Origin of the sequence: Streptomyces sp. NPDC058274 (genome assembly GCF_042881375.1) — a bacterium.
Lineage (GTDB): Bacteria > Actinomycetota > Actinomycetes > Streptomycetales > Streptomycetaceae > Streptomyces.
Genome location: NZ_JBHVXW010000006.1, coordinates 374,704 through 394,672, shown reverse-complemented (window position 1 = coordinate 394,672; position 19,969 = coordinate 374,704). Strand labels below are relative to the sequence as shown.

At 72.8% G+C, this 19,969-nt stretch carries 17 protein-coding genes; 3 read left to right on the top strand and 14 right to left on the bottom strand.

Annotated elements, in window-relative coordinates:
- Positions 1–141: 141 nt before the first annotated feature.
- The gene (locus ACFVYF_RS15900) at positions 142–1,437 is read right to left on the bottom strand and encodes a glucarate dehydratase family protein (protein ID WP_389455784.1); all 1,296 of its coding nucleotides are present in this window, start codon (positions 1,435–1,437) and stop codon (positions 142–144) included.
- A complete protein-coding gene (locus ACFVYF_RS15895; protein WP_389455783.1) occupies positions 1,434–2,429 on the bottom strand; it encodes a 5-dehydro-4-deoxyglucarate dehydratase in 996 nt (331 codons plus the stop codon). Before ACFVYF_RS15895 ends, ACFVYF_RS15900 begins: the two co-directional genes overlap by 4 nt.
- A gap of 119 nt (positions 2,430–2,548) precedes the next feature.
- On the opposite strand from ACFVYF_RS15895, the gene ACFVYF_RS15890 reads away from it, so the two are divergent.
- Entirely contained in the window at positions 2,549–3,340 is a 792-nt protein-coding gene (locus ACFVYF_RS15890) for an IclR family transcriptional regulator (protein ID WP_389455782.1), read from the top strand.
- A 42-nt stretch (positions 3,341–3,382) separates the two neighbouring features.
- On the opposite strand, the gene ACFVYF_RS15885 is transcribed toward ACFVYF_RS15890, so the two are convergent.
- From ACFVYF_RS15885 to hrcA, 10 genes are all read right to left on the bottom strand, one after another.
- Positions 3,383–4,375 (bottom strand): adenosine deaminase, encoded by a 993-nt coding sequence (locus ACFVYF_RS15885; protein ID WP_389455781.1) that lies wholly within the window; start codon positions 4,373–4,375, stop codon positions 3,383–3,385.
- Between the two features lie 114 nt (positions 4,376–4,489).
- Entirely contained in the window at positions 4,490–5,395 is a 906-nt protein-coding gene (locus tag ACFVYF_RS15880) for a ribonuclease Z (RefSeq protein WP_389455780.1), read from the bottom strand.
- Positions 5,396–5,401: 6 nt separating this feature from the next.
- Complete coding sequence (locus ACFVYF_RS15875; RefSeq protein WP_389455779.1) at positions 5,402–5,755, bottom strand: histidine triad nucleotide-binding protein; 354 nt, start codon at positions 5,753–5,755, stop codon at positions 5,402–5,404.
- A gap of 106 nt (positions 5,756–5,861) precedes the next feature.
- On the bottom strand, positions 5,862–9,119 hold the full coding sequence (locus tag ACFVYF_RS15870) for a S41 family peptidase (protein WP_389455778.1): 3,258 nt from the start codon (positions 9,117–9,119) through the stop codon (positions 5,862–5,864).
- Between the two features lie 82 nt (positions 9,120–9,201).
- Entirely contained in the window at positions 9,202–9,771 is a 570-nt protein-coding gene (locus ACFVYF_RS15865) for a hypothetical protein (protein ID WP_389455777.1), read from the bottom strand.
- 96 nt (positions 9,772–9,867) lie between these two features.
- Positions 9,868–10,260 (bottom strand): VOC family protein, encoded by a 393-nt coding sequence (locus ACFVYF_RS15860; protein WP_389455776.1) that lies wholly within the window; start codon positions 10,258–10,260, stop codon positions 9,868–9,870.
- 26 nt (positions 10,261–10,286) lie between these two features.
- Positions 10,287–11,036 (bottom strand): 16S rRNA (uracil(1498)-N(3))-methyltransferase, encoded by a 750-nt coding sequence (locus ACFVYF_RS15855; RefSeq protein ID WP_389455775.1) that lies wholly within the window; start codon positions 11,034–11,036, stop codon positions 10,287–10,289.
- Positions 11,033–12,118 (bottom strand): nitronate monooxygenase, encoded by a 1,086-nt coding sequence (locus ACFVYF_RS15850; protein ID WP_389455774.1) that lies wholly within the window; start codon positions 12,116–12,118, stop codon positions 11,033–11,035. Before ACFVYF_RS15850 ends, ACFVYF_RS15855 begins: the two co-directional genes overlap by 4 nt.
- A 100-nt stretch (positions 12,119–12,218) precedes the next feature.
- Positions 12,219–13,355: a molecular chaperone DnaJ gene (gene dnaJ / locus ACFVYF_RS15845; RefSeq protein WP_389455773.1), complete on the bottom strand. Its 1,137-nt coding sequence runs from the start codon at positions 13,353–13,355 to the stop codon at positions 12,219–12,221.
- Positions 13,356–14,372, bottom strand: coding sequence for a heat-inducible transcriptional repressor HrcA (gene hrcA / locus ACFVYF_RS15840; RefSeq protein WP_389455772.1), 1,017 nt, complete (start codon positions 14,370–14,372; stop codon positions 13,356–13,358).
- Between the two features lie 204 nt (positions 14,373–14,576).
- Here hrcA and ACFVYF_RS15835 point away from each other — a divergent pair, with 204 nt between their 5' ends.
- Positions 14,577–15,317, top strand: coding sequence for an MBL fold metallo-hydrolase (locus tag ACFVYF_RS15835; protein ID WP_389455771.1), 741 nt, complete (start codon positions 14,577–14,579; stop codon positions 15,315–15,317).
- 45 nt (positions 15,318–15,362) lie between these two features.
- Entirely contained in the window at positions 15,363–16,166 is an 804-nt protein-coding gene (locus ACFVYF_RS15830; protein WP_389455770.1) for a DUF3097 domain-containing protein, read from the top strand.
- A gap of 117 nt (positions 16,167–16,283) precedes the next feature.
- Here the strand turns inward: ACFVYF_RS15830 and hemW are convergent, their stop codons facing one another.
- Both hemW and ACFVYF_RS15820 read right to left on the bottom strand, forming a co-directional pair.
- On the bottom strand, positions 16,284–17,516 hold the full coding sequence (gene hemW, locus ACFVYF_RS15825; RefSeq protein WP_389455769.1) for a radical SAM family heme chaperone HemW: 1,233 nt from the start codon (positions 17,514–17,516) through the stop codon (positions 16,284–16,286).
- 155 nt (positions 17,517–17,671) lie between these two features.
- Complete coding sequence (locus tag ACFVYF_RS15820) at positions 17,672–19,927, bottom strand: SpoIIE family protein phosphatase (protein WP_389455768.1); 2,256 nt, start codon at positions 19,925–19,927, stop codon at positions 17,672–17,674.
- Between the last annotated feature and the right edge of the window lie 42 nt (positions 19,928–19,969).

The window sequence follows — 19,969 nt, the reverse complement described above, 5'->3', positions numbered from 1 at the left end:
CCTGGCGTGGTGCGGATTCAGGCCAGTGTGCCACCACTTTTCACGCGCCCCCGGGTCGTACGGCCCCTGCCGCACCCGGTGTCGCCCTCGGCGCCGGAGCGGCCGCGCGGGCCGTCTCCGGGTCCGGTCGTCGCGTCGTTGCTACCAGCGGGGGACGGGGGGAGTGGTCCACTCGGGGTCGGCGGCGCGCATGGCGGCCGCGTCGTCGCGGTCGCGCAGGGAGCCGTCGTCGTCGAGCCAGCGCCGGTGCAGGAAGGCCAGCTTGTCGTGGTCGAGTGCGACGCCGAGACCGGGCGCGTCGGACACCGTGACCGAGCCGCCCTCGAAGGTGAGGCGTTCGGTCAGTACGTCCTCGGACTGCCAGGGGTAGTGGGAGTCGCAGGCGTGGTGCAGATCGGGGACGGTCGACGCGACGTGGGTCATCGCGGCGAGGGAGATCCCGAGGTGGGTGTTGGAGTGCATCGACACCGCGACCCCGAACGTGCGGCAGATCGCGGCCAGTTCACGGGTGTTGCGCAGTCCGCCCCAGTAGTGGTGGTCGGACAGGACGACCTGTACGGCCCCCTTGGTGAAGGCCTCCTGGATCTCCGCGAAGGTGGTCACGCACATGTTGGTGGCGAGCGGTACGTCCGTCTTCGCGGCCACCTCCGCCATGGCGGGCGTGCCGAGGGCGGGGTCCTCCAGGTATTCGAGTACGTCTCCCAGTTCCGCCGCGACCTTGAGCGAGGTCGGCACGGACCAGGCGCCATTGGGGTCGAGGCGCAGTGGATGTCCGGGAAAAGCCGCTGCCAGGGCCCGTACGGCGGCGATCTCCTCCTCGGGGGGAAAGACACCGCCCTTGAGCTTGAACGAGGTGAACCCGTAGCGCTCGGTGAACTTCCGGGCCTGCTCGACGACTCCGGCCGGGTCGAGCGCGGGCCCCCAGTCGTCCTTTTCGCCGGTGACGCCCTCCGGGTGGCCGGCCCACTTGTAGAAGAGATACGCGCTGTACTCCACGGCGTCGCGCACCTTGCCGCCGAGCAGTGCGTGCACGGGGAGTCCGAGGGCCTTGCCGAGGGCGTCCAGACAGGCCACTTCGAAGCCGGAGACGACGGACAGCCGCAGCTTGTCGGCGGTCTGGACGCCGCGCAGGCCGCTCACGTCGACCTGGTGGTCGACCCGTCCCTGGTCGACGGCGACGTCGTCGGCGATGGCGAACAGCCCGTTCAGGTCGGAGACCTGGCGCCCGAGCAGTCTGGTGGCGAAGGGCTGGGCCAGCTCCAGGTACTTGCTGTCGCCGTAGGTCTCGCCGATGCCCGTCACGCCGTCCGCGGTGACGACTTCGACGATCAGCCGGGGGGTGTACGGCTGGTGCACTCCCTGGGTGTTGAGCAGCGGCGGGTCGGCGACCAGGATCGGGGTCAGCCGGACCTCGGTGATGGTCAGATCGCGGGTCACAGGGCGGCTCCTACGGGGACGAGGTCGGACGCCAGGTCGAGGCCGGTGGCGAGCAGCGCCTCCAGGTCGGCGAGGTCGGCGGCCGAGGGGTCGGTGAGCGGGGCGCGGACGGGTCCGACGGGGCGCCCGCGCAGCCGGGCGGCGGCCTTCACCAGGGATACGGCGTATCCGGGCCGCCGGTCGCGGAGTTCGACGAAGGGGACGTAGAACTCGCGCAGCAGGCGGTCCATCGCGGCGTCGTCACCGCGCGCGTGGGCCGCGAAGAAGGCGTCCGCGATCTCGGGCGCGAAGGCGTGCACGGCCGACGAGTAGGCGGGCACGCCGACGGCGGCGTACGCGCGGGCTTGGATCTCCGCGGTGGAGGCGCCGTTGAAGAACAGGAAGCCGTCGGGCGCGGCGAGTGTGAGCCGCTGCAGCCGGTCGAGGTCGCTGTGCCCGTCCTTGAGTCCGATGACCCCGGGGATGCGGACGATGCGCCGCAACGAGTCGGTGTCGAAGGCGACTTGACCGCGCTGGTAGGCGATGAGCGGCAGCCGTGTGCGGGCCGCCAGCTGCTCCAGCTGGCCGACGAGCCCGTCCTGGGGCGCGGCGACGAGGTAGTGCGGCAGGACGAGCAGGGCGTCGGCGCCGGCCTGCTCGGCGATCCGCGCGAAGCGGGCGGCCTGGGCCCAGCCGTATCCGGTCCCGGCGACCACGGGGACGCGGCCGGCGGTCACCTCGACGGCGGCGGTGATCACCTGCCCGTACTCCTCCTCGTCCAGCGAGAAGAACTCTCCGGTGCCGCAGGCCGGGAAGACGGCTCCGGGGCCGGTGGCGAGCTGCGCTTCGAGGTGCGCGCGGAAGCCGTCGAGGTCGAGGGAGCCGTCGTCGTGGAAGCTGGTGAGCGGGAAGGACAGCACGCCGTGGGCCATCCCCCGGCGCAGCCGCCCGACGAGGCCCTGCCCGACTCCCCCCGCTCCGCCGTCTCCGTCCGTGTCCGAGCTGTTGCGCATCCCCATCCCGACCTGACCCCATCTCCGTATGTGGATGACATCTACGTATGAAGATAAAGATTAGATAGGCGAACGAAGCGCGTCAATGGTCCGGTGCCTTCCGCTTTACGATCGGGCACATGCCGGAACCCATGGACGAGCGCGGAGTGCGCGAGGTGAAGTCCGCCGCGCGCACGGTCGGGCTGCTGGAACTGCTGGCCGCGCGCGGGGACCGTCCGGCACGTCTGCAGGAGCTCGCGGACGAGCTCGGGGTCCCCCGCAGCTCGATGTACGCCCTGCTGCAGACCCTGATCCGCCGCGGCTGGGTCCGTACGGACGTCACCGGGTCCCTCTACGGCATCGGCATCCACGCCCTGCTGACCGGCACGAGCTATCTCGACACGGACCCGCGGGTGCGTGCCGCCCGTCCCCACCTCGACGAGGCGTCCCAGGCGCTGGGCGAAACGCTTCATCTGGGGCGGCTGGACGGCTGGGACGTGGCGTATCTGGCGACGCGCGAGTCGCACGAGTACCTGCGCACGATCAGCCGGGTCGGCCGGCGGCTGCCGGCCCATGTGGGCGCGCTCGGCAAGGCCCTGCTGGCCGAGCGCCCGGACGACGTCCTGCCCGCGGGCCCCTACGTCGCCGCCACCCCCCACACCCACACCGACCGCGCGTCCCTCGCGGCGGATCTGGCCGCGACCCGCGCCCGCGGCTACTCCGTCGACCGCGAGGAGGGCGTCCTCGGCATCGTCGGGTTCGGCTTCGCCCTGCGGTACGACGCTCCAGCCCAGGACGCGATCAGCTGTTCCGTGCCGGTGGTGCGGCTGACTGCCGCACATGAGGAGCGGATCGTCGCGGTGATGCGCGAAACCCGGGCCAAGATCGAGGCCGCCCCCTTGACCGCGGCGGGCTCCCCCCACTGGCGCTGACCCGGGACGGCCCGCAGCCGGGCCGCGGCCGGGACGGCGGGGCTACTCGAACTCGTATGCCTCGACCTCGGCGAGATACCGGCTCCGCAGCTCCTCGTCGTGCTCCAGGAAGGAGGCGACGAACGAGTTGCGGGCGAGCTCCCGCAGCCGCTCCCGGCCGAGCCCGAGCGCCTCATGGACGGCGTGGAAGGTGTCGCCGACGTACCCGCCGAAGTAGGCGGGGTCGTCGGAGTTGACGGTGCACAGCAGCCCGGCGTCCATCATCGCGGGCAGTGGGTGGTCCTCCAGGACGTCCACGGCGCGCAGCCGGACGTTGGACAGCGGGCACAGCGTCAGCGGCACCCGTTCGCGGACGAGCCGCTCGACGAGCTCCGGGTCCTCCATGCAGCGCAGCCCGTGGTCGACGCGCTCGACGCCGAGCACGTCCAGCGCCTCGGTGATGTACGCCGGCGGCCCCTCCTCGCCGGCGTGCGCCACGCGCCGCAGCCCGAGCGCGGCGGCGGCCTCGTACACCTCACGGAACTTGGCGGGCGGGTGCCCGACCTCGGCGGAGTCGAGCCCGATGCCGACGATCCGGTCGAGATACGGCCGGGCCGCCTCCAGCGTCTCCAGTGCCGACTCGGCGGACTCGTCCCGCAGGAAGCACATGATCAGCTGCGTGGAGATGCCGTGCGTCTCGACAGCAGCGTCCAGCGCTCGCGCGAGCCCCTCGACGACGGTGCCGATCGGCACACCGCGCGCGATGTGCGCCTGCGGGTCGAAGAAGATCTCCGCGTGCCGCACGCCCTGCGCGGCGGCCCGCGCGAGATACGCGTCGGCGAGGTCGGCGAAGTCCTGTTCCGTCCTGAGCACGGCCATGAGCTCGTAGTACAGGTTCAGGAACGACTGGAGATCGTCGAAGAGATACGCCTTGCGGAGCTCTTCGGTGGTGGCGTACGGCAGCGGGACGCCGTTGCGCGCGGCCAGCGCGAAGGCAAGCTCAGGCTCCAGGGTGCCTTCGATGTGCAGGTGCAGCTCAGCTTTGGGGAGGGGCATCGAAGCATCGTACGGTCGATCCCCCACCCCTCCGAAAACCGGCGCCCCGCACCCGGCACGGGTCGCCGAGACCCCGGCAAGGGTCACCGACCGCGCGGTCTCCGGGCGGCGGCCTCACCCCCGCTTCGGCAGCGGCACCCGGATCAGGTCGAGCGCCACGGTCAGCTCGCCCTCGAAGCCGGCCGCCCGGGCCTGCCGCTCGAACTCGTCCGGTTCGGAGTACCGCTGGCTGAAGTGGGTGAGCACCAGGTGCCGTACGCCCGCGTCCTTCGCGACCCGCCCTGCCTGACCGGCCGTCAGATGGCCGTGGTCGGAGGCGAGTTGCACATCCTCGTCGAGGAACGTCGACTCGATGACGAGCATGTCGCAGCCCTCGGCGAGCGCGTACACGCCGTCGCACAGCCGGGTGTCCATGACGAAGGCGAACCGCTGCCCGCGCCGCGGCTCGCTGACGTCCTCGAGGCTCACCCCGCGCAGCGAGCCCTCCCGCTGGACGCGCCCGACATCGGGTCCCCGGACGCCGTGCTCGGCGAGCAGCCGCGGCAGTATGCGCCGGCCGTCGGGCTCGACCAGCCGGTAGCCGTACGACTCGACGGGATGGGAGAGCTGCCGGGCCTCCAGGGTGTACGCGTCGGTGGTGGCGAGCACGCCGTCGGTGTCGACCGGGGCCTCGGTGAGCGCGACGGTCTCGCGGTACGCCGTCGCGTACCGGAGGCGGTCGAAGAACCGCTGACCGGAGCGCGGATAGTGGGCGGTCACCGCGTGCGGCACCCGGTCGAGGTTGATGCGCTGGATCACCCCGGCGAGCCCGAGTGAGTGGTCGCCGTGGAAGTGCGTGACGCAGATCCGGTGCAGATCGTGCGCGGCGACCCCGGCGCGCAGCATCTGCCGCTGAGTGCCCTCACCGGGATCGAAGAGGAGGCCCTGGCCGTCCCAGCGCAGCAGATAGCCGTTGTGGTTGCGGTGCCGGGTGGGGACCTGGCTGGCGGTGCCGAGGACCACCAATTCGCGTACGGACACGTCCGGTTATCCGGGCGGCCACTGCAGCCCGCGCCCGCCCAGGACGTGGGCGTGCGCGTGGAAGACGGTCTGTCCGGCGCCGGCGCCGGTGTTGAACACGATCCGGTAGCTGTCCAGTTTTTCGGCGCGGGCGATCTCACCGGCCTCGCGCAGCACGTCCGCGGCGAGGGCGGGTTCGGCGGCGGCGAGTGCGGCCGCGTCGGCGTGGTGGGCCCGGGGAATCACCAGCACATGGGTGGGTGCCTGCGGGTTGATGTCCCGGAAGGCGAAGGTGGTCTCCGTCTCGTGCACCACGGTCGCCGGGATCTGCCCCGCGATGATCTTGCAGAACAGGCAGTCGTCCTGCGGCTCTCCCGACATGCGTGTGCCTCCTCGCGCCCACTGATCACTGACGCCCGCATCGTATCCGTCCCGGCCCCGGTGCTCTCCCTCCCGAGGGGCTCATCACCGGTGGCGGCCCGCCCGATCACAGCTCGGGCAGAGCGGGCGCGGCCTTCGGCGGGTTCTCGGTGAGGGCGGCCAGCGCGATACGGATCGCCTCGTCCAGCTGGACGTCACGGCCGGCCGCGTGGTCCTGGGGGGTCGGGACGACCTCGACGTCGGGATCGACGCCGTGGTTCTCGACGCCCCACTCGTAACCCTCCAGCCAGATCGCGTACTTGGGCTGGGTGACGAGCGTGCCGTCGACGAGGCGGTAGCGGCTGTCGATGCCGATGACCCCGCCCCAGGTCCGGGTCCCGACCACGGGACCGATGCCGAGCGCCTTGATCGCCGCGTTGACGATGTCGCCGTCCGATCCGGAGAACTCGTTGGCGACGGCGACGACGGGGCCGCGCGGCGCGTCCTCCGGGTAGCTGTAGGGCCGCTGCCCGCGTGGCACGTCCCAGCCGACGATGCGGCGCGCGAGCTTCTCGATGACCAGCTGCGACGTATGCCCGCCGCGGTTCTCGCGGACATCGACGACCAGTCCGTCGCGGGCCACCTCGACGCGCAGGTCGCGGTGGATCTGGGCCCAGCCGGGCGCCTGCATGTCCGGCACGTGCAGATAGCCGAGACGCCCGGCGGACTTCTCGTGGACGTAGGCCCGCCGGTCCGCGACCCAGGCGTGGTAGCGCAGCGGCTCCTCGTCGGCGATCGGGACGACCACCGCGTGCCGGTGATCACCGCCGCCGGACGGGGAGATGGTGAGCTCCACCGGTCGGCCCGCCGTCCCGACGAGCAGCGGTCCGGGGCCGGTCACCGGGTCCACCGGCCGCCCGCCGACCGCGACGATCGCGTCACCGGCACGCACCGCGACCCCGGGCGCGGCCAGCGGTGCCTGCGCGTCGGGGTCGGAGGTCTCCGAGGGAAGGATCCGGTCGATGCGCCAACTGCCGTCCTCGTGACGGGAGATGTCGGCTCCGAGCAGCCCCTGTGCCCGGTCGCCGCCGCGCCGTCCGCCGCGCGGGCTGACGTACGCGTGCGAGGTGCCGAGCTCGCCCTGCACCTCCCACAGCAGGTCCACCAGGTCGTCATGGGTGGCGACCCGGTCCAGCACAGGGCGGTACCGGTCGAGCACCCCGTCCCAGTCGACCCCGCCCAGGTCGGGCCGCCAGAAGTTGTCCCGCATGAGGCGGCCCGTCTCCTCGTACATCTGCCGCCACTCGGCGGCCGGATCGACGGTCTGGTGCACCCGCGACAGGTCGACGGTGATGTTGGAGTCGCTCTCGTCGTCGTTCGAGGCGCGGCGGTCGCTGGGTACGACCTTGAGCTTGCCGTCGGTCCACAGCAGGATCCGCTTGCCGTCGCCACTGACCGCGAAGTGGTCTGCGTCCGCGACGAGATGCTCGATGCGGCGCTGGGCGAGGTCGTAACGCTCCAGCTCGGTGCGCGGGTCCGGGTCGTCCGGGGTCGCGCGGGAGGCGCCGAGCACACCGGTGACCGGGTGCCGCAGCCACAGCACTCCGTCCTTGGCGGCCCGCAGCCCGGAGTAGCGGGCGGCCTCGACGGGGAACGGCACGATGCGGTCGCCGAGCCCGTCGAGGTCGATGCGGGTCGTCGGGGTGCCCTCGCTGTCGGGGGTCTCGTCCTTGTCGGGTGCCTCGAAGGGGCGGCCGTGGCGCTGCGGTCCGAAGGGCGAGGGCGTGGTCGCGGCCAGCGTGATGAGGTGCGGCCGCGAGCCGCCGACGAACGCGAGGTCGAAGACGTGCTCGTCGTAAACGGGGTCGAAGGAGCGCGCCGACAGGAACGCGAGGTGCTTGCCGTCGAGGGTGAACGCCGGTGCGTAGTCCCGGAAACGCAGCGGTGTCGCCTCGGTCACCGACAGGTCGGCGGTGTTGGCGAGCTTGAGCTGGCGCAGCGGGCGCGGGCCGGGGTGCGACCAGGCGAGCCAGGCGGAGTCGGGCGCGAAGACGAGGCCGGAGACCTCGCCGTCCTCGCTGCGGTCGACCTCCCGGACCTCGCCCGTCTCCCGCTCGACGAGCAGGACGCGTCCGTCGTGTGTGGCGACGGCGGCGCGGCTGCCGTCGGGTGCCATGGCGAGTCCGAGGACCCGTCCCAGCTGTCCGGCGGCGAGCCGGCGCGGGGTCGCGCCGGGCCCGACGCCGGTGGCGGGCGCGAACTCCAGCGCGTCGTCGCCCTCGGCGTCGGTCACCCACACCACGTACTCCTCGCCGTCGGCGCGGAAGGTGCGGGGCAGTCGGGCGCGCACACCGTGTTCGGCGGCGAGCGCGCGGGCCGGGCCCGAGCGGTGGGTGACCCAGTGGACGGCGCCGCGCACGGCGATCGCGCTGCCGCGTCCGGTGTGGTCGGGCGCGCCGGCGCCGAACCAGCGGGCCGCGCTCACGGGGTGCGGCCGGAGGTCGACGCGCTGTCCGCCGAGCCGGATGTCGAGACGGCGCGGCTCGGCGCCGTCCAGGTCGTCGAGCAGCCACAGCTCACCGGCGGAGGAGTACACGACCCGGGTGCCGTCGGTGGCCGCGTGCCGGGCGTAGAACCCGCCGCCGCTGCCGGCCTCGTCCCCGTCTCCGGCTCCCGTGTGCCGGCGCAGGTCGGACCCGTCGGCGAAGGAGGAGTAGAGCGCGCCGACGCCCTCGTGGTCGGAGAGGAAGGCGACCCGCTCGCCCACCCAGAAGGGGTACTCGATGTTCCCGTCCAGCTCCTCGTGCAGCCGTACGAACTCTCCCTCGCCCTCCCGGTCGATCCACAGCTTGCCCGCCGTGCCTCCGCGGTACCGCTTCCACCAGGCGGCCTCGCGGCCCATCGGAGCGGACAGCAGGAGGACCCCGGGGCCGCCGTACGCGACATCGCCGACCGGCCCGTACGGCAGGGTGGCCGCGGGTCCGCCGTCGAGCGGGACCGCGTGGGCCCAGCTGCGGCGCAATGAGGGCTGCCCCTGGGTACTGAGGGCGAGGACGTGTCCGTCCGGGGTCCAGCCGCGCACCTGGGTCCGCGAACTGCCCCAGTACGTCAGCCGCTTGGCCGCTCCGCCGTCGAGCGGGGCGACCTGCACCTCGGGGGCGCCGTCCCGGGTGGAGGTCCAGGCCACGGCGGTGCCGTCCGGGGAGATGCGCGGATGGTTCACCGGTACGTTGTCGGCGCTGACCCGCCAGGCGCGGCCGCCGCCGTCGAGCGGGGCGACCCAGACGTCGTCCTCGGCGGTGAAGGCGACCAGGTCGCCCTGCAGGTGCGGGAAGCGGAGGTACGCAGCGGGCGCCGTGGGCGCACTGGATACGGGCTGTGTCACCCGATCACCCTATGCAGCGACCGGACGGCCGGTCAGTGGTTTCGATCACTTGATCCGCGGCGGCCCGGCCCCGCCTGTGCACCTACTTGCCCTCTACGGGCCGGCAGGTGGGGTCGCCCTGGCACCAGATGGTCTCGGTGACGGTGACCGTCACGGTGGGGCGCGGCTGACCGGGTGCGTAGGTGACGGGCGGGGTGTACGTGGGCGTACTCGCGGCGTTGCAGTTGCCCAGCACGTCCAGCCGGAACCAGCGCTTGCCGCCGACCTCGGCGGTGAGGTCCCCGCGCACGCACTTGCCGTCGATCTCGCGGGTGACCTTCCCCTTGATGGTGATCTCCCGGCCGTCCTTGGTCTGGCCCTGGCAGTCCACGTTCGCCACCGTGTGCGCGCTGGACGAGGGCGTCTTGCCGGGCGTGAACGCCTTGTTCCCGTCGCCGTAGTTCGCCGTGCAGCTCAGCCACTGCACGTCGGCGCCCCGGCGCTCCAGTTCCTTGGTCCCCGTCTGGTCCGTGGTGTACGCCACCGCGGCGGAACTCAGTCCGTCCCCCGGTTCGCACGCGACCGTCCCGAACACCCCGGCCGCGCCCAGCGCGACCGCGGCGAGCACTCTCCTACGGCCCGTCGGGCGCCGTATACGCCTCAAAGCCCCCATGCACGGCAGGGTGCCACCGGAGCGGGCGCGGCGGTAGACCGCATGCGGCCACTCCCCGGCACGGGTGACCCACCGCTGCGCTGTTCGAGGCCGGCGTCAGCTGAGCAGCAGCAGCCATTCCTGGAGTTCGACCAGGTTGCCCTCGGGGTCCTTGAGGTGGGCGACGCGCATGCGCTCCGTCATGGGGGCCGGGCCGTGGAGGAGGGTCGCGCCGCGGGCTGTGACGGCGGCGCAGTAGCTGTCCAGGTCGTCGACGCGCAGCACGACGAGGGAGCGGTGGCCCGTCGCCGAATCGCCCAGCTCACCGAGGACTTCGGCCATCATGGCGCGGTCCTGGAGGGCGATGCCGGCCGACCCGGTGATGGGGCTGAACTTCTCGTACGGTCCCTCCGTCGCGCCCGACTGGGGCTTGAGGTCGAGGACTTCGGCGTAGAAGCGGTAGCAGGCGGCGAAGTCCGAGACCAGCAGCCGTACTTGTGCGAGTTCCACCAGTCCCCCTTGGAGGTCGGGTTCGGTCAGGACCAGCGGCCGGTGCGGCCGAGCAGCAGGGCCGCGGCCGCGGTCCCGGCGGTCGATGTACGCAGCACGCTACGCCCCAGCCGGTACGCCTTCGCGCCGGCCTCGGAGAAGAGCGCCAGCTCCTCGGGGGAAACGCCCCCTTCGGGGCCGACGACCAGCACGATCTCCCCGGCGGAGGGGAGGTCCGCGGTGGCGAGCGCCGCGCTGCCGTACTCCCGGTCCTCGTGGAGCACCGCGGCCAGGTCGGCTTTGGCGAGAAGTGCGGCAACCTGCTGGGTGGTCATCGCGTCCGCGACCTCCGGGAAGCGGACCCGGCGGGACTGCTTGCCGGCCTCCCGGGCCGTGGCCCGCCATTTGGCGAGGGCCTTCAGGCCCCGGTCGCCCTTCCACTGCGTGATGCAGCGGGCGGCGGCCCAGGGCACGATCGCGTCCACGCCGGTCTCCGTCATGGTCTCGACGGCGAGCTCACCGCGGTCGCCCTTGGGGAGGGCCTGGACGACGGTGATACGGGGTTCCTCGGGCGGTTCCTCGGCGACCGAGTCCAGCTGGACGATCAGCCGGTCCTTGCCCTCGGTGTCCGTGACGACGCACTCCGCCCAGCGGCCGGCCCCGTCCGTGAGGACGACGTCCTCGCCGGGCCGCAGCCGCTTCACGGAGACGGCGTGCCGTCCTTCGGCGCCGTCGAGGACATAGCGTCCGCCGCTGCCCGCGCGGAAGTGCTCCACCACGAAGACCGGCGCGGTCATCGGGCCGCACCGCCCGCCGGGAACGACGACAACGCTGTCATCGTCGCTTCGAGTTCGGCGGCCAGCACCTCCACCAGCTGCCCGGCGGGCAGTTCGCGGGCCATGCGGTGCCCCTGGCCGGCCCACAGCGCCATGCCCTGCGGGTCGCCGGCCTTGGCCGCGGCCTTGCGCAGCGGGGAGGTGAGGTGGTGGATCTCGGGGTACGCGGCGGGCGCGTACGGGCCGTGCTCGCGCAGGAAGCGGTTGACCAGGCCGCGGGCCGGGCGTCCGGAGAACGCCCGCGTCAGTTCCGTACGGACGAAGAGCGGGTTGGTCAGCGCCTCCTTGTGCACCGCATGGGCGCCCGACTCGTGGGTGGCGAGGAACGCCGTGCCGAGCTGGGCCGCGCTCGCGCCGGCGGCGAGCACCGCGGCGATCTGGCTGCCGCGCATGATGCCGCCGGCCGCCACGATCGGGAGGTGCACGCTCTCGCGGACCTGGGCGAGAAGGGAGAGCAGTCCGATGCCGGCGCCGTCCACCTCCGGGATGTCGCGGTGGGTGCCCTGGTGGCCGCCCGCCTCCACGCCCTGCACGAGCACCGCGTCGGCGCCCGCCCGCTGGACGGCCAGCGCCTCGTCGACCGTGGTCGCGGTGACCACGGTCCGGGTACCGGCCCGGGACAGCGCCTGAAGGACCTCGGGGGCCGGGCAGCCGAAGTGGAAGGAGACCACCGGCACGGGGTTGTCGAGGAGTACGGCGAGCTTGGCCTCGTAGCCGTCGTCGCGTCCGCTCTCCGGGTCGCCCAGCTCGGTGTCGTACCAGGCGGCCTCACCGGCGAGCTGATGCGCGTACACCGCCACGGCCGCGGGGTCCGCGTACTCCGGCTGCGGCATGAAGAGGTTCACACCGAAGGGACGGCCCGTGAGCCCGCGCAGCTGCTTGATCTCCTGGTACACACCGTCGGCCGTCTTGTACCCGCCGGCAAGGAATCCGAGCCCGCCCGCCTCGGAGACGGCAGCGGCCAGCCGCGGCACGGAGACACCGCCCGCCATGGGGGCCTGCACGATCGGATACCGGAAGAGATCGGTCAGTGCGGAGGACATGACGGCATGTTGTCACGTCCTCCGAACAAGTCCGAATCCGGCCGCTCAGGGGGTGTGGACGGCCATGCCGTCCTGGTTCCGCATCCCCCGCGTACGGGCCTCAGCGCCCGTTGAACGCATCCTTCAGCCGAGAGAAGAGTCCCTGCTGCCCAGGTTGAAACTGGCCCGTGGGGCGCTCCTCACCGCGCAGGACCGCGAGCTCCCGAAGCAGCCGCTCCTGCTCAGGGTCGAGTTTCGTGGGGGTGGTGACCTCGACGTGCACGATGAGGTCACCGCGACCGCCGCCGCGCAGATGCGTGATGCCGCGGCCGTGCAGCGGGATCGACTGGCCGGACTGGGTGCCCGGGCGGATGTCGACCTCCTCCAGACCGTCGAGGGTCTCCAGCGGCACCTTCGTGCCGAGGGAGGCCGCGGTCATCGGGATCGTGACCGTGCAGTGCAGATCGTCGCCGCGGCGCTGGAAGGTCGAGTGCGGCAGCTCGTGGATCTCGACGTAGAGGTCACCGGCGGGGCCGCCGCCAGGGCCGACCTCGCCCTCGCCCGCGAGCTGGATCCGCGTGCCGTTGTCCACACCGGCCGGGATCTTCACGGTCAGGGTCCGCCGGGAACGCACACGCCCGTCGCCCGCGCACTCCGGGCACGGGGTCGGGACGACGGTCCCGAAACCCTGGCACTGGGGGCAGGGGCGGGACGTCATGACCTGGCCGAGGAAGGACCGCGTCACCTGGGACACCTCACCGCGACCGCGGCACATGTCACAGGTCTGCGCGGAGGTCCCCGGCGCGGCACCCTCACCGCTACAGGTGGTGCACACCACGGCCGTGTCGACCTGGATGTCCTTGGTCGTGCCGAAGGCGGCCTCGTCGAGGTCGATCTCCAGCCGGATCATGGCGTCCTGGCCACGGCGCGTGCGCGACCGCGGGCCACGCTGCGACGCCGTGCCGAAGAACGCGTCCATGATGTCCGAGAAGTTCCCGAACCCGCCGGCGCCGAAGCCGCCCGCACCCGCGCCGCCGCTCTGCGAGAGCGGGTCGCCGCCGAGGTCGTAGACCTGCTTCTTCTGCGGGTCCGACAGCACCTCGTAGGCGGCGTTGATCTCCTTGAAGCGCTCCTGCGTCTTCGGATCGGGATTGACGTCCGGATGCAGCTCGCGCGCGAGCCTCCGGAACGCCTTCTTGATCTCGTCCTGGGAAGCGTCGCGGCGCACGCCGAGTACGGCGTAGTAGTCCGTGGCCACTTACGACTCCGCCAGGATCTGTCCGACGTACCGTGCCACTGCGCGTACCGCTCCCATCGTTCCCGGATAATCCATGCGGGTCGGTCCGACCACGCCAAGTTTCGCTACTGCTTCGACGCCCGAACCGTAGCCGACCGAGACCACGGACGTGGAGTTGAGTCCCTCGTGGACGTTCTCGTGACCGATCCGTACGGTCATGCCCGAATCCGTCGACTCCCCAAGCAACTTGAGGAGCACGACCTGCTCCTCGAGAGCCTCGAGGACCGGCCGGATGGTGAGGGGAAAGTCATGTCCGAAGCGGGTGAGATTGGCGGTCCCGCCGATCATCAGCCGCTCCTCGTTCTCCTCGACGAGTGCCTCCAGCAGGGTGGAGAGCACCGTCGCGACCGTACCCCGGTCCTCCGTCTCGAAGGCGTCCGGAAGATCCTGCACCAATTGCGGCACATCCGCGAAACGGCGGCCCGCGATCCGGCTGTTGAGCCGCGCGCGCAGATCCGCCAATGACGTCTCGCCGAAGGGCGCCGGGCAGTCGATCATCCGCTGCTCGACCCGGCCGGTGTCCGTGATGAGCACGAGCATCACGCGCGCGGGGGCGAGCGAGAGCAACTCCACGTGCCGCACGGTCGAGCGGGTCAGCGAGGGGTACTGAACGACGGCGACCTGCCGGGTCAGCTGCGCGAGCAGCCGCACCGTGCGGCCCACGACGTCGTCCAGGTCGACGGCTCCGTCGAGGAAGTTCTGGATGGCGCGGCGCTCGGGCGCCGTCATCGGCTTGACGCCGGCCAGCTTGTCGACGAAGAGCCGGTAGCCCTTGTCGGTGGGGATGCGCCCTGCGCTGGTGTGCGGCTGCGCGATGTACCCCTCGTCCTCCAGGGCCGCCATGTCGTTGCGGACGGTGGCCGGGGAGACGCCCAGCCGGTGCCGCTCGGTCAGCGCCTTGGAGCCGACCGGCTCCTCGGTCCCGACATAGTCCTGGACGATGGCGCGCAGCACTTCCAGCCTGCGTTCACTGAGCATCGCGCACACCTCCTGAAGTCGGCACCGTGGTCTGCGTGGACCTTCGTCCTGGCACTCAGCGCGTGCGAGTGCCAGCGTTCCCCGAGCCAGTGTACGGCGGGGAGGTACGGCCCCGGCAAGGGCGGCCCCAGGACACCGCGCCGCGTGTACGGACGTGTCCTGTGATGTCGTGCCGTCGCACTGCCCCGCCGTTAGCGTCACGGTATGAAGCTGACTTGGGAAGAGCTGGGGTGGGAGGAACTCGCACCCCGCGTGGGGCGGCGGCGCCTGCCGGTCTGGGACTGCACCGCCGGGCTCGTGGTGGGCGAGGGCGCGGCCCTCATGATCGACGCGGGGTCGAGCCGGGCCGAAGGCGCACGGTTGCGTGCCGCGGCGCAACGGCTCCTCGGCACCCGGTGCCGTGTGACCCATCTCGCGCTCACGCATCCCCATTTCGACCACGTCTTCGGCACGAGCGCCTTCGCCGAGGTGGAGGTGTTCGGCGCGGTGGGCGTGGACACCGCCCTCACCTCGGCGTCGGGCCGCGAGGAGCTCCGGGCGGACGCCGTGCGAGGCGGTCTCGACCCGGACGAGGCGGCCGAGGCCGCGCGGCTGCTCGCCCGCCCGGACCACTCCGTGTCCGGCGAGTGGACCCTGGATCTCGGCGGCGGCGTACAAGTCCTGCTGGCGAACGTGGGTCCCGGCCACACCCGTCACGACCTGGTGGTGCTGGTGCCGGGCGCCGACTGTCCGGAAATCGTCTTCTGCGGCGACCTGGTGGAGGAGTCCGGCGAGCCCCAGGCCGGACCGGACGCCGTTCCCGCCCGCTGGCCGGCCGCCCTGGACCGGCTGCTCGGTCTGGGCGGCGAGGACGCGGTGTACGTGCCCGGGCACGGGGGCGCGGTGAATGCGGCGTTTGTCCGGGCCCAGCGGGACGCGCTGGCGACGCGCTTCGGCGTGTCGTAGAAGGCCGTACGGCGCCGCGGTCCGCCTTCTCCTATCGTCATCCGAATGCGCCAGTACTCTCCGGACCTCACGCCCCCGTGGAAGAAGCCCAAGCCCGCGCCCGAGGTCCCGGCGGAGCCCGGGCTCGTGGTCGAGGAGCCCGGCACCGGCTTCTGCGGCGCGGTGATCCGCTGCGAGGCGGGCACGGTGACGCTGGAGGACCGCTTCGGCAAGCACCGGGTGTTCCCGCTGGAGCCGCGCGGCTTCCTCCTGGAGGGCAGGGTGGTCACCCTCGTCCGCCCGTCCGCCATTTCGGTACGTCCCACCCGTACGGCATCCGGTTCGGTCGCCGTGCCCGGCGCGCGCGCCCGGGTGGCCCGGGCCGGGCGCATCTACGTGGAGGGCCGGCACGACGCCGAGCTCGTCGAGCGGGTCTGGGGCGACGACCTGCGCATCGAGGGTGTCGTCGTCGAGTACCTGGAGGGCGTCGACGACCTTCCCTCGATCGTCGACGGCTTCTCGCCCGGTCCCGACGCGCGGCTCGGCGTCCTCGTCGACCATCTCGTCCCCGGCTCGAAGGAGTCCCGCATCGCGGCTGCCGTCACCAGCGAGCACGCGCTCGTCGTCGGTCACCCGTACATCGACATCTGGGAGGCCGTGAAGCCGTCGTCCGTCGGCATTCCGGGGTGGCCGCGCGTCCCCCGCGGCCAGGACTGGAAGACCGGCGTGTGCCGCGCTCTCGGCTGGCCGGAGAACACCGGCGCGGCCTGGCAGCACATCCTGTCCCGCGTCCGCTCCTACAAGGACCTGGAGCCGGAGCTCCTGGGCCGCGTCGAGGAACTCATCGACTTCGTGACGGCCCCGGAGTAGGAGGGGCTGAATTCAGCCCGTCCGGCGTTTGCGGACGAGCGCGTCAGCGCGATACGGGGGTCTGGGGCGGAGCCCCACGTACGGGACGGGTAGGGGCGGCGGGGGCGGGGAAACCCCTCAGTCCACCAGGTCGCGGACCACCGCGTCCGCGAGCAACCGCCCACGCAGGGTGAGGACGGCGAGCCCGGCCTCGTAGGGGCCGGGCTCGAGGAGCCCGTCGGACAGCGCCCGCCGGGACGCCGCGAGCCCGTCCGGGCGCAGCAGCGCCAACGGACAGCCTTCCCGAAGCCGCAGCTCCAGAAGGATCCGCTCCACCCGCCGGTCCTCCTCGGAGAGGACCTCGCGCCCCGCCCCGGGAGACTTCCCGGCAGCCAGCGCCCCGGCATACGCCCCGGGATGCTTCACGTTCCACCACCGCACCCCGCCCACATGGCTGTGGGCTCCGGGCCCGGCCCCCCACCAGTCGGCACCGCGCCAGTACAGCTCGTTGTGGAGGCATCGCCCGGCGTCGGACGTGGCCCAGTTGGACACCTCGTACCAGTCGAAACCGGCCGCGGAGAGCACCTCGTCGGCGATCAGATAGCGGTCCGCGTGGACGTCGTCGTCCGTCATCGGGACCTCACCGCGGCGGATGCGCCGGGCGAGCTGGGTGCCTTCCTCCACGATGAGGGCGTAGGCCGAGACATGGTCGGGACCGGCGCCGAGCGCGGCCTCCAGCGAGGCGCGCCAGTCGTCGTCGGACTCACCCGGCGTGCCGTAGATCAGGTCCAGGTTCACGTGGTCGAAGCCGGCCGCGCGGGCCTCGGCGACACAGGCCTCGGGGCGGCCCGGGGTGTGCGTGCGGTCGAGGACCTTGAGCACGTGCTGCCGGGCGCTCTGCATGCCGAAGGAGATCCGGTTGAAGCCCCCGGCCCGGAGGGTCGCCAGATACGCCGGGTCGACCGACTCCGGATTCGCCTCCGTGGTGATCTCCGCGTCGTCCGCGAGCCCGAACTCCTCACGGACCGCCGCCAGCATCCGTACGAGGTCGTCGGCGGCCAGCAGCGTGGGCGTACCGCCGCCGACGAAGACCGTGCGGACGGGGCGCGGGTCGTCGCCGAGCACCTTGCGGGCCAGGCGGACCTCGTCGGTCAGGGTCGACGCGTAGTTGTCGCGGGAGGCGAGCACGCCTCCGGTGCCCCGCAGCTCGGTGGCCGTGTAGGTGTTGAAGTCGCAGTAGCCGCAGCGGGTCGCGCAGTACGGCACGTGGAGGTAGAACCCGAGGGGGCGCTCGGCGGCTCCGGCCAGGGCCTGCGCGGGCAACGCGCCGTCGTCGGGGACGGGCTCACCGTCGGGGAGTGCGGAAGGCATGCCTTCCATTGTCCAGCACCGGCGCCCATCCCCTGCCCAGCACCGGCGCGCACCCTGTCCAGCACCGGCGCGCATCCCCGTCCCGGCCCACGGGACCCCGCTTTCCCCGCGCCCTCTCCCCTCCTGGCCCCCGCTTCGGCTCGGCCCGCTGCCGCTCATTCCGCCTGGAGCACCAGCAGCGCCAGATCGTCCTCCGGCGGCCGGCCGCCGAACTCGTGCACCAGCCGCCGGATGCGTTCCGCGATCAGCTCCGCGCCCATTCCGGCGCAGCCGGCGAGGGCCGTCGCGAGACCGTCGCCGTCGTCGAACTGGCGGGGGCCGTCGCGCCGCTCGGTGACCCCGTCGGTGACGCACAGGAGGCTGTCACCGGGGTGCAGCTCGAAGGCCTCGGAGGTGTACGTCGCATCCTCCACGACCCCGAGGAGGGTCTGCGGGCGGGCCACCTCCCGCACGCCGCCGTCAGGGCCCAGGAGCAGCGGCAGCGGGTGCCCGGCGGAGGCCAGCGTGCAGCGCACTCCTCCGTCGAAGGGCACCAGTTCGCCGTAGAGCATGGACAGGAAGCGGGTCTGCGGGCCATCGGGGTCGGCGAGGCCCGGCCCGCCGGCCGCGACCAGCGCGCGGGCCGCCGCGTCCGCCGCCTCGGTCGCGTCGTCGAGGAGCAGCTGGTTGAGGCGGTCGAGGACGTCCGCGACCTGGTAACCCTCGCGGGCCAGCAGCCGCACCCAGGGGCGGGCGAGCCCGATGACGACGGCGGCCTCGGGCCCCTTGCCCTGGACGTCGCCGACCGCGAAGCACCAGCGCCCGTCGCCGGCCGGGAACAGGTCGTAGAAGTCGCCGCTCGGTCCGCCCTTGTCGCACGGCTCGTACACGAGCGCGCTGCGCACCTTGGGGATCTCGGCGACGGCTCCGGGCAGCAGACCGCGCTGGAGGACCTGACTGATGGTGGCCTGGCGCGCGTACTGACGGGCCGCGCCGATGGCGAGGGCCACGCGCCGGCTGAGGTCCTCGACGAGCCCGCTGACCTCGTCCGAGAAGGCCGGCAGCCCGGCCCGTCCGATGACCAGGGTGCCCAGCGGCCGCCCGCCGGCGATCAGCCGGTACGCGAGTGCCGCCCCGCTCGCCCCGTGCGCGCCCAGCGCCTCCCCGGGCCAGGGCACGGGCACGGCCCGGGAGCGCACCGAGTCGGGCAGCCGCGGCGGGTCCTTCTCCAGGGCTCGGCGCAGCTCCTCGATGCGGTTCTCGCTGCCGTGCCAGACGCGGGCGAGGCGTGGGCCCGCGGCGCTGCCCGCCCGCTCGGACCCGCGCCAGCCGCTGGCCTCGTCCTCCAGCCAGACCGCGCACCAGTCGGCGATCCGGGGGACGAGGAGCTGGCCGGCGAGCGCGGCGACCAGGTCCTCGTCGAGCTGTCCGGCGAGCAGGTCGGAGGCCTCGGCGAGGAAGGAGAGGGCACCGCGGCCCACCCAGTCGTGGTCCTGCGGGAGGCTCCGCCGCGGTTCGGGGGCGAACAGTTCGGCGACCGTGGCGCCGTGCTCGAGGGCGGGCTCACCGGCGTACGTCTCGGTCGTCTGCTCGGCGGCCACTGCCCCGTCGACGGGCAGCCGCGCCCAGACGGTCTTGACGCCGGTGCGGTACGTGACTCCCCACTCGGTGGACAGCGCGGAGACGAGCCGCAGTCCGCGCCCGTACTCCGGGGTTCCGTAAGGGAGTTCGGAGCCGCCCTCGCGCACGCCACGGGAGGGGTGGTGGTCGGAGACCTCGACGACGAGGCCGGCGGGCGGGTCCGATTCGGCGTCGGCGGGCGGGTACGCGTCGGCGTCGGCGGGCGGGTCCGCCACGGGTCCGGTGGAGACCGGCGCAATGGGACCGGTGGAGGCGGTCGCTCCGGTGCCGTTCGACACGTCCGCCCCGGCGAGGGCCGCCCCGAGGCGCGTCGCCTCCCCACCGTCCGCGGTGCGGCTCGTGGAGCCGTCCCCGTTGCGGCTCACGGGGTCATCCCCATTACGGCTCACGGGGTCATCCCCGGCGGCGACCGCGGGGTCCGTGCCGGGGTGGTCCGTGCCGGCGTGATCCGCACCGGCGTGATCATCCGTGCCGGAATGGTCCGTGCCGGCGTGATCCATACGGCACAGCAGCTCGATGTCCGTGCCGGCGTGCACCACGGCATTGGTGACCAACTCGCTGACGACCACCGCGGCGTCGTCGGCGAGCCGGTCGGTGAGGGACGCGGCGCCGGGCAGCGCGCGGTCGGTCCACTCCGCGAGCGCTGCCCGCACGAAACGGCGGGCGGCGCCGGGTGCCAGAGGGCTGCCGGGCAGCCTCGTGCGGGCCACCGGTCGCCGCCCCGCACCCTGGCGCGTGGGCGCGCCGCGAGCACGCGACGCGGTCTCCCGTTGCGTCGGTATGGCCCCCACTTGCCACTCCCTGAGCAGTTCGGACGAATAGGCCTCGGTCAA

What these genes read in the sequence shown, in the direction of transcription:
- ACFVYF_RS15865 (WP_389455777.1), bottom strand. Translation starts at nt 9,771, where the DNA reads ATGGGGGCTTTGAGGCGTATACGGCGCCCGACGGGCCGTAGGAGAGTG.
- ACFVYF_RS15895 (WP_389455783.1), bottom strand. Translation starts at nt 2,429, where the DNA reads ATGCGCAACAGCTCGGACACGGACGGAGACGGCGGAGCGGGGGGAGTC.
- ACFVYF_RS15835 (WP_389455771.1), top strand. Translation starts at nt 14,577, where the DNA reads ATGAAGCTGACTTGGGAAGAGCTGGGGTGGGAGGAACTCGCACCCCGC.
- ACFVYF_RS15830 (WP_389455770.1), top strand. Translation starts at nt 15,363, where the DNA reads ATGCGCCAGTACTCTCCGGACCTCACGCCCCCGTGGAAGAAGCCCAAG.
- ACFVYF_RS15850 (WP_389455774.1), bottom strand. Translation starts at nt 12,118, where the DNA reads ATGTCCTCCGCACTGACCGATCTCTTCCGGTATCCGATCGTGCAGGCC.
- ACFVYF_RS15855 (WP_389455775.1), bottom strand. Translation starts at nt 11,036, where the DNA reads ATGACCGCGCCGGTCTTCGTGGTGGAGCACTTCCGCGCGGGCAGCGGC.
- ACFVYF_RS15875 (WP_389455779.1), bottom strand. Translation starts at nt 5,755, where the DNA reads ATGTCGGGAGAGCCGCAGGACGACTGCCTGTTCTGCAAGATCATCGCG.
- ACFVYF_RS15885 (WP_389455781.1), bottom strand. Translation starts at nt 4,375, where the DNA reads ATGCCCCTCCCCAAAGCTGAGCTGCACCTGCACATCGAAGGCACCCTG.
- ACFVYF_RS15890 (WP_389455782.1), top strand. Translation starts at nt 2,549, where the DNA reads ATGCCGGAACCCATGGACGAGCGCGGAGTGCGCGAGGTGAAGTCCGCC.
- hemW (WP_389455769.1), bottom strand. Translation starts at nt 17,516, where the DNA reads ATGCCTTCCGCACTCCCCGACGGTGAGCCCGTCCCCGACGACGGCGCG.
- hrcA (WP_389455772.1), bottom strand. Translation starts at nt 14,372, where the DNA reads ATGCTCAGTGAACGCAGGCTGGAAGTGCTGCGCGCCATCGTCCAGGAC.